Genomic DNA, 8,755 nt, shown 5'->3' on the forward strand with positions numbered 1-8,755 from the left:
ATCAGGCGGCGGACTGGGGCTCGCCGAACCAGGTGGTCAGGGACTCCTCGAGGCCGCCGGGGGCGCCGTCCGTGCTCACCCAGGCGACATAACCGTCGGGGCGGACCAGCAGGCTCGCGGCGGGGGCGTCCGCGTCGGCGCGGGTCGCGGTGACGACGTCGACGCGGTCCGCCCAGCCGGCCGCGGCCGCGCGCAGTGCGGCACTGTCGTGCAGGTCGAGCAGGACCGGACGCCCGCGGTGGAGCAGCGCGTACGTGGTCGACTTCTCGTCCCCGACGAGAAGTTCCTGGTCGGGGAGGCGGCGGCCGAGAAGCGGGTGATCGCCGGGGGCGGCGCCGTAGGTGATGTCCAGGCCCGTGACCAGGCCGACGAGGTGGCGCCGTACGTCCTCGATCTTGACGAGCTCGGCGAAGATGTCGCGCAGCGGCTGCATCTCGGGTCCGCCGAGGTAGAGGGAGCGCTGCACCAGGGTGTTGGCGACGATCATGCCGCCGACCGGGTGCCGCTCGGCGTGGTAGGTGTCCAGCAGCGCGTCCGGCGCCTGGCCCTTGACCACCGCCGCGAGCTTCCAGCCGAGGTTGACCACGTCGCCGACGGCGGCGCTGATGCCCTGGGCACCGATGGGCAGGTGGATGTGGGCGGCGTCGCCCGCGAGGAAGACCCGGCCCTTGCGGTACGCGGCGGCGTGCCGGCTCGCGTCGGTGAAGTAGCTGGTCCACAGCGGGGTGGCGCCGGTGATGTCCTCACCGGTGACCCGCTGGAAGGACTCGGCCACCTCCTGGAAGGTGGGCGGCTCCTGGGTCGGTCGGACCCCGGCGCCGCGCTCGAAGACGACGACGCGGGTGGCGTGCGGCCCGAGCGGGAGGACCACGACCATGCCGGCGTCGCCGACCTCGCCGGTCGGGCGGATCCGGAGCGGCACGCCGGTCACGTCGGCCATCTTCATCTCGATGGTGGCGTTGCTGCCGGGGAAGTCGATGCCGGCCAGGCGACGGACGATGCTGCGGGCACCGTCACAGCCCACCAGGTAGGCGGCGCGCAGGAGTTCGGCACCGTCGGGGCCTTCGGCCTCGACCTCGACGCCGTCCTCGCCCTCCGTCATGCCCACGACCTTGTAGCCGCGGCGTATCTCGGCGCCCAGGCCCGTGGCCCAGGTGTGGAGGATGGCCTCGGTACGGGACTGCGGAACGCCTCGTACGCCGAAGTTGCCGCCCTCGATGATCCGGTAGTCGATGGGGAGGCCGCCGAAGTGGCCACCGGGAATGGTGTCCAGCTCGCCGAATTCCTCGAGCAGGCCGCGCTGGCCGAATTCCTCGATGGTGCGGGCGGAGAATCCCAGGGCGCGCGACTGCTGCATGGGCGTGGTGAGCTGGTCGAGCACGATGACGGAAAGCCCCGAGAGGCGGAGCTCGCCGGCGAGCATGAGTCCCGCGGGACCCGCTCCGGCAACAATTACATCGGCATTCAAGTCGTCCATCTTCCCTCTCCCGCTGGTGTTTTCTTCAGTATTCCGACGGGACGGGTGAAGCTGAACGGTCTCCGGTACAGGGCTCTGACAAGTTCGTCAGATCTCCGGTATGTGTGTCAGGAGGTGCTCCGGCGCAGCTTCGGGGAGACGCGAGAGGGTGCCGGAAGCTCTGCTTCCGGCACCCTCTCGTCTCTCGTGTCCCGGCCTCAGCCGCCGAGGACCCGGTCGACCCGGATCTCGACGACGGCCAGGCCCGGCGGACGGGGCGGCGGCGACCAGAACCTCTTGGTGTAGAGGCGCACGCCCTCCGCGACCCGGGCGGGCTCGGTGGAGACCGTGGCCGTGCCCTCCAGGGTGATCCAGCGCCAGCCGGCCATCTGGCAGACCGACACCCGGCTGCCCGGCGCGGCCAGCACATTCCTGGCCTTGCGCCGTGTCACCGCGGTCATGACGCGTGCCAGGCCCGATTCCTTGTCCCAGGTGAAGCGCACCGGAGCCGTGTGGGGGCTGCCGTCGGGACGGAGGGTGGTGAAGGTGCACAGGTGGTTCTCGGCGAGGAACGCCTCGGCCTCGGCGGACAGTGCGGGCAGGGGTGTCTGTGTCGGTGCCATGGGATGTTCCGTTCCTCAGTGGGCCGGGACGCCGGCCGGCTGGTCCTTGGCCCTGGTCAGCGGCAGCAGCACCAGGGTGACCAGGAGGGCGGCCGCGGCGAAGCCGGCGCTGATGAGGAAGGCGTCGTGGAAGACCGTGGTGCGGGCCTGGTCGACCAGTTCCGGGTGGCCCTCGGTCTGCGCCTCCAGCTCGTCGATCCGGCGGAAGGCGTAGGTGGCGGCGACGGCGAGGCCGAGGGCGCCGCCGATCTCCTGGGAGGTGTTGATGAGGCCGGCGGCCAGACCCGACTCGTGCTCCTCGGAGCCGGCGAAGGCGGAGATCTGGAGCGGCACGAAGGAGGCGCCCAGGCCGAGGCCGCAGATGATGAACGCGGGCAGCAGGTCGACGAGGTAGGCCGCGTCGGACGGTGCCCTCCACAGCAGCAGCATGCCGGTGCCGACCAGGGTGAGACCGGTCATCAGGACGGGCTTGGCGGCGACCTTGGTGACGACCTGGGAGGCGATGCCCGCGCCGACCGCGGTGGTCAGGGCGAGGGGGACGTAGGCGAGACCGGTGGTGATCGCCGAGTAGTCGAGCACCTGCTGCATGAAGAGGCTGGCGAAGAAGAAGAGGCTGACGCAGGTGCCGAGGAGCAGGATGGCGATGACGTTGGCGGCGCGCAGGGACGGGCGGCGGAAGACGCCGAGCGGCATCAGCGGAGCCTTGGCGCGGCGCTCGATGAACAGGAAGCCGACCAGCAGCAGGGCGGAGAGGGCGAACCCGCCGTAGATGCGGCCCATGGGGACGTCGGAGTCGTCGACGGTCTGGCCGAGGGTGAAGATCAGCAGGATCAGACCTGCGGTGAGGACGACGGCGCCCGCGACGTCGAAGCTGCGGGTGCGCTCGGCGGCACGGCTCTCACCGACGATCATCGGGGCGACCAGGGCACCGATGACGCCGATCGGCACGTTGAGGAAGAAGATCCAGCGCCAGCCCGGCCCGTCGGTGAGCAGCCCGCCCAGGGTGACACCGGCGACGGCGGCGACGCCGCTGAGCGCGCCCCAGACGCCGAGCGCCTTGTTGCGCGCCGGGCCCTCCTCGAAGTTGTTGGTCAGCAGGCTGAGTGCGGCGGTGGCCATGAACGCGGCGGCCAGACCCTGTGCACCGCGTGCGCCGATCAGCATGGCGGAGTTCTGCGCCAGACCCGCGAGCAGCGAGGCCACGGCGAAGAGGACCAGGCCGGTCTGGAGCATCCGGCGGCGGCCGAGGGTGTCGGCGAGCCGGCCGGTCAGCAGGAGGAAGCCGCCGAGCAGCATGCCGTACGTGGTGACGACGTACTGCAGAGCCGTCTGGGAGATGTGGAGCTCGTCCTCGATGGTGGGCAGGGCGACGTTCACGATCGACACGTCGAGGAACGTCATGAAGCCGGCGAGGCAGAGGAAGGCCAGGATGAGGCCGGGCCGGTGGGCGGGCCCGCCCGCCGGCTTGGCGGGCGTGCTCGGGGACTCTTGGACTGACATGACAACTCCTCGGAACGCGGAACGGATCTGGGGACGGGACTGCGGTGAAGCGGATGAAGCGGGTGGAGCCGGGGTGGAGCCTCTGAACCGGGTGGGGCCTGTGGAGCCGGGGGTGGAGCCCGGTGGCGCGGGGAGAGGAACGGCAAGGCTGACGGCCGTTGACGGCGGTGCTCTGCGGCGTCTTCCAGGAAGCTAGCATCCTGGGTAAAGTAGGTACCTAGAGGAAAGTGACTACCTGGAGGGTTCGCATGAACACCAGCACCGCCCTGCCGGGCGCCGGGGCCGGCCCCGCGCACGGAGTGACCTCGGAGCAGGCGTGCCCGATCGCTCCGGTGCTCGACATCGTCTTCAGCCGGTGGACGACACCGATCCTGTGGACGCTCCACGCCTTCGGCCGCCAGCGCTTCGTCGTGCTGCAGCGCAACATCGGCACCATCACACCCAAGGTGCTCACCCAGCGCCTGCGGCAGATGGAACGCGACGGGCTGGTGGTGCGCACCTACCACCCCGAGGTGCCCCCCAGGGTGGAGTACGAGATCAGCGCACTCGGAAGCAGCCTGGCGCCGCTCTTCGCCCACCTCGCGGACTGGTCCGCGGACAACCTGCCGCGCGTCGAGCAGGCACGGCAGGAGTTCGACGGCGCGGAGGAGGCCGCTTCCCGCGGCCACTGAGCCGACTGGCCGGGAAGCGGGTCGCAGGGCCGTCACGCCGACCGTACGGCTGCCGCGTCGCCGTCCAGCTCCCGCATGGATCCCTGGAAGAAGATCAGCGGATCCTCCTCGGCGGCGGGTGCGCCGAGCCCGACGACCTCGCCCAGCAGGATGGCGTGGTCGCCGCCGTCGTACTCGGTGATCAGACGGCAGTCCAGGAAGGCCAGCGCCTCGCTGAGGACCGGCAGTCCGGCCGCCGAGCGGTGGTGGACCACCTCGTCCATGCGGGCGGAGGCACGGCCGGCGAACGCCCAGGCCACGCTCTGCTGGTGCTGGGTGAGGAAGTTGACCACGAAGCCGCCCGAATCCCGGACCACCGGCAGCAGCCGGGAGGCGCGGTGCAGGCAGATGAGCACCAGCGGCGGTTCCAGCGAGACCGAGGTGAAGGAGTTCACCGTGGTGCCGGAGGCGTCCTGCCCGGCACCGGAGGTGATGACGGTGACACCGGTGGCGAAGTTTCCGCACACGTCGCGCAGCGCTCGCCCGTCGACCGGGGCCGGGTCCTTCGTAGGTGCTGACTGAACAGGAATCACGACATGCCCTCTCTCAGGTGCGTGGGGTGATGAGATGTGCGGCGGCCTCCGGCACGCGCCGCTCCTCCGGTACGTCCGGCCCCTCCTGCGCCCCGTGCGGGACGGATCCGGCGGGGGGCGGAACGGGCCGGGACAGCAGCGGGCCCACCATCGCCGTCGTGACCAGCGCCATGATCACCAGCATGGTGAACATGCGCCCGTCCAGGACGCCGAGGCTGACGGCCGCGTCGAGGATGATCAGTTCGGTCAGGCCGCGGGTGTTCATGAGCAGCCCCAGGTCCTTGGCGTCCCGCCACGAGAAGCCGGCGAGCCGGGCGGGCACGATGGCGCCGATCAGCTTGCCCGCGCAGGCCACGGCGATGATGAGGGCCAGGCCCGCGTAGTCGGTCCGCGTCAGCGCACCGAGGTTCACACCGAGACCGGTCACGATGAAGAAGACGGGAAGCAGGATCGTGCTCACGTTGCTCATCGGCTTGCGCAGGTGCTCGGTCAGCAGACGGGCGGGCTCACGCGGCATCACGAAGCCGAAGAGGAACGCCCCGAAGATCGCGTGGATGCCGATCCACGTGGTCAGCACCGCCGATCCGAGCGCCCCGGCGGACAGGACCGCCAGCAGCGTCGGCCAGCGCTCCGCCGCGGCCCATCGCCACACCATGCGCGCCACCAGCGGCCGGACGACCAGGAACATCAGTGCCACGTAGCCGACGCTGAGCAGGCCGATCCGCCCGAGCTGCGAGTAGTCGCCGTCCGAGGTGACGAGCGCGGAGACGTACGCGAGCAGGCACCAGGCGAGGATGTCGTCGACGGCGGCGCTGGCCAGGGACAGGGAACCGACCCGGGTGTCCAGGAGCCGGTTCTCGGTGAGGATCCGGGCCAGCACCGGGAAGGCGGTGACCGACATGGCCGTCCCGAGGAAGGTGGCGAAGGCGACGAACGAGATCTCCTTGCCGGCCACGGTCGCGTGCTCGTCGTAGAGCACCGGCGCGAGCGCGACACCCAGGCCGAACGACAGGACGATGGAGGACAGCGAGACGCCGGCCGCGAGGCCGGCGTGCGGACGGACCAGGCGCTTCTCGAACTCCCAGCCGACCACGAACATGAAGAGGACCAGGCCGACCTGCGCCACCGCCGACAGCAGCGGACGCACCTCGGCCGGGAAGAGGCGCTCGGGCAGACCGCCCGGCAGCAGCCCCAGCACGCTCGGCCCCAGCAGGATGCCCGCGGTGATCTCACCGACCACCGCGGGCTGCCGGAGCCGTTGGGCGAGCCGGCCGAGCAGGGCGCCGGCCAGCAGCACCACGCCGATGCCGAGCAGCAGCATCGCGAGAGTCGACTCCTCGACGCCGCCGGCCGCCAGGGTGGTCACGGGGACTCCTGCGGGGCGGGCGGAGCCCCGTCGGTCCACAGGACCCGGAACGACAGGGCAGCCAGCCGCCAGCCGTCGCCGGTCAGCCGCGCCTCACCCGTCGCCAGCGTGCCGGCGGTGAACAGCGGCCGGCCGGCGGAGCCGGGGTGGTGCACATGCGTCGAGACGAGGTTGGCGCGCAGTACCGCGTGCCCCTCCCCCGCGAGGTCCACCACCGCGGCGGATCCCAGGTGCTGAGTGGCGGCGAAGGCCGCGAGCGAGTCACGGTGGTACGCGGCGAGCCCTTCGAGGCCCTTGTGACCGCTCATGGGGAACTCGACCCGCGCATCACGGGTGAACAGCGCCGCGGCCCACGCGTCGTCCAGTTCCTCGTCGTCGAGACCGATGAGATACCGGTCAAGCAGCGTACGTATGTCGGCTATTGCCTGGCCTGGATGCATTGCCCGAGCATGGCCGCCGCTCCGATCACGGGCCAAGGCCGCTTTTCAGAGACCTGACGAATATGCGGAAGATTTTGAGCCCGCACCGGAAACTTGACAGAACCGCGCCGAATCATGACGGGTGAGACCTTTCCCCGTTCCCTTTTCTCCTGCCAGGCTCTGACGGGAACACCCGGCCCGAGTGTTTATGGCCGTTCGCAGATCCCTTTCCTCGAATGGAAGAGAAGAGAATGCCGAAGATTGCAGCAGACGGTCAGCACCTGACTGTCCTCAACCTGTTCTCGACCGACGCCCCCGAGAAGCAGGTCAAGCTCCTCGCCGCCATGCGCGAGATCGTCGACTCGGCCGCCTACCAGGGCTGGATCTCCAGCACCGTCCACGCGGGCGAGGACAAGCCGGGCACCGCCAACTTCATCCAGTGGAACAGCACCGAGGACCTCGAAGCCCGCTACGCCGGCGAGGAGTTCAAGCACCGCACCCTGCCGCTGTTCGGCGAGATCACCACCTCGATCCGGCTGCTGCAGAACGAGATCGCCTTCACCCAGTCGAAGCCGGGCCTCGACGGCACCGAGATCTCCCCGGACCGTGACGACTACACCGCCATCGAGCTGTTCGGCGTGTCCGAGGAGGAGCAGGAGGACCTCGTCGACGCGCTGGGCACCTCCCAGGAGTGGCTCCAGGACGTCCCGGGCTACCGCACGCACACCGTGCTGCGCGGTCTGCGCGCCCGTGGCATCGAGGGCAAGTTCGTCGTCTCCTACTCGCAGTGGGACAGCAAGGAGGCGTACGACGCCTTCCGCAACGCGCCGGAGGCGGACCGCGCCCCGGAGCGGCAGAAGGTCGACGCCCGCGTCGCCGCACTCTCCACCTGGCAGGACTCCAACACCTACCGCGTCGTCCACACCCGCGCCGCAGGCGAGTGACGGCACGCCCGGCCGGTACGCCGGCCGGGTGCGCGCACGCAGACGTACCCCTCGGGCGGGCCTGAGCGAGACCGCCGCACTGCCGCTGCCGGGACCGACCGGCAGCGGCGGTCCCGGTTCCGGCCCGCCCGCACACAGAGATGCCCCCTCGCGGGCGGAGCGGGCGCCGGTTCCCCCCGGGCCGTGCCGTTGTCACGTGTCGACGCGGCGACGGACACGGCCCCGTGCGGCGAATCCTGCCCCCGCGCTCCCCGCACCCTTCGAGGACCAGGAGTCCGCACATGAAGCAAGCGGGCGTGCGCCGGACGGCGCACGAGATCACCGTGGCGGTACCCGCCGCCACCGTCCACCGGCTCATCGCCGACGTGGAGAACTGGCCGCGGGTCTTCCCCGACACCGTCCACGTCGCCCACGACGACGCCCCGGAAGGCGAGCAGCTGCTGCGCGTCTGGGAGGCCGCCGACGGCGGTCCGCCGCGGTCCAGGAGACTGCGCCGTATCGTCCAGGACGCCGAACTGCGGGTCAACTTCCAACGGTTGCACGTCGAGGCGCCCTTGTCGTCGCTGGGCGGCGCATGGGTCGTCGAACCCCTCGGGGAGAGCTCCGCCCGGATACGGCTGCTGCACGAGTTCGAGGTCGTCGGGGGCGACGCGGCGGAGCTGGACCGGGCCGGCACGGAGGTAGGGAACGGTGCCGCGGCGGAGCTGGCGGCGTTGAAGGAGAACGTCGAGCGGGCCCACGCCACCGACGACGTCACCTTCTCCTTCGAGGACACCGTCCACATCAACGGCTCCGCCAAGGACGCCTACGACTTCGTCAACGAAGCCGGACTCTGGCCCGAACGCCTCCCCCACGTCGCGACCGTCCACCTCACCGAGGACACCCCCGGCCTCCAGACCCTCACCATGGACACCCGCGCCAAGGACGGCAGCACCCACACCACCACCTCCCACCGCGTCACCTTCCCCCACCACAGGATCGCCTACAAACAGACCACCCTCCCCGCCCTCATGACCCTCCACACCGGCCTGTGGACCTTCACCGACACCGACACCGGCACCACCGCCACCTCCCAGCACACCGTCACCCTCAACACCGACAACATCACCCGCATCCTCGGCCCCGACGCCACCACCCAAGACGCCCGCACCTACGTCCACACCGCCCTCTCCACCAACAGCACCGCCACCCTCAACCACGCCAA

9 protein-coding genes are annotated in these 8,755 nt (G+C 70.6%); 3 read left to right on the top strand and 6 right to left on the bottom strand.

The window, feature by feature from the left end; translation table 11 throughout:
- Position 1: 1 nt before the first annotated feature.
- The 3 genes from B9S57_RS23525 to B9S57_RS23535 form a co-directional block, all read right to left on the bottom strand.
- Positions 2-1,477: an FAD-dependent monooxygenase gene (locus B9S57_RS23525; RefSeq protein WP_103517588.1), complete on the bottom strand. Its 1,476-nt coding sequence runs from the start codon at positions 1,475-1,477 to the stop codon at positions 2-4.
- A 197-nt stretch (positions 1,478-1,674) separates the two neighbouring features.
- Complete coding sequence (locus B9S57_RS23530; protein WP_103517589.1) at positions 1,675-2,079, bottom strand: pyridoxamine 5'-phosphate oxidase family protein; 405 nt, start codon at positions 2,077-2,079, stop codon at positions 1,675-1,677.
- Positions 2,080-2,094: 15 nt separating this feature from the next.
- Positions 2,095-3,579: an MFS transporter gene (locus B9S57_RS23535; protein ID WP_103517590.1), complete on the bottom strand. Its 1,485-nt coding sequence runs from the start codon at positions 3,577-3,579 to the stop codon at positions 2,095-2,097.
- A 248-nt stretch (positions 3,580-3,827) separates the two neighbouring features.
- Here B9S57_RS23535 and B9S57_RS23540 point away from each other — a divergent pair, with 248 nt between their 5' ends.
- Positions 3,828-4,250 (top strand): helix-turn-helix domain-containing protein, encoded by a 423-nt coding sequence (locus B9S57_RS23540; protein WP_103517591.1) that lies wholly within the window; start codon positions 3,828-3,830, stop codon positions 4,248-4,250.
- Between the two features lie 32 nt (positions 4,251-4,282).
- Here the strand turns inward: B9S57_RS23540 and B9S57_RS23545 are convergent, their stop codons facing one another.
- Genes B9S57_RS23545 through B9S57_RS23555 form a run of 3 tightly spaced genes read right to left on the bottom strand, consistent with a single transcriptional unit; the run spans position 4,283 to position 6,628 of the window.
- Complete coding sequence (locus B9S57_RS23545) at positions 4,283-4,822, bottom strand: flavin reductase family protein (RefSeq protein ID WP_258036529.1); 540 nt, start codon at positions 4,820-4,822, stop codon at positions 4,283-4,285.
- Positions 4,823-4,835: 13 nt separating this feature from the next.
- Complete coding sequence (locus tag B9S57_RS23550; protein ID WP_103517593.1) at positions 4,836-6,188, bottom strand: cation:proton antiporter; 1,353 nt, start codon at positions 6,186-6,188, stop codon at positions 4,836-4,838.
- Positions 6,185-6,628, bottom strand: coding sequence for a nuclear transport factor 2 family protein (locus B9S57_RS23555; protein WP_103517594.1), 444 nt, complete (start codon positions 6,626-6,628; stop codon positions 6,185-6,187). Before B9S57_RS23555 ends, B9S57_RS23550 begins: the two co-directional genes overlap by 4 nt.
- Positions 6,629-6,858: 230 nt before the next feature.
- Between B9S57_RS23555 and B9S57_RS23560 the strand changes: the two genes are divergently transcribed.
- Together B9S57_RS23560 and B9S57_RS23565 are read left to right on the top strand one after the other, a co-directional pair.
- Positions 6,859-7,551, top strand: a complete 693-nt coding sequence (locus B9S57_RS23560) for an antibiotic biosynthesis monooxygenase (RefSeq protein ID WP_103517595.1) — start codon at positions 6,859-6,861, stop codon at positions 7,549-7,551.
- A 281-nt stretch (positions 7,552-7,832) separates the two neighbouring features.
- Positions 7,833-8,755 (top strand): aromatase/cyclase (locus tag B9S57_RS23565; protein WP_103517596.1); only part of this gene is annotated, 923 nt, incomplete at its 3' end.

Source organism: Streptomyces sp. SM10 (assembly GCF_002910915.1).
Taxonomy (GTDB): Bacteria; Actinomycetota; Actinomycetes; order Streptomycetales; family Streptomycetaceae; genus Streptomyces.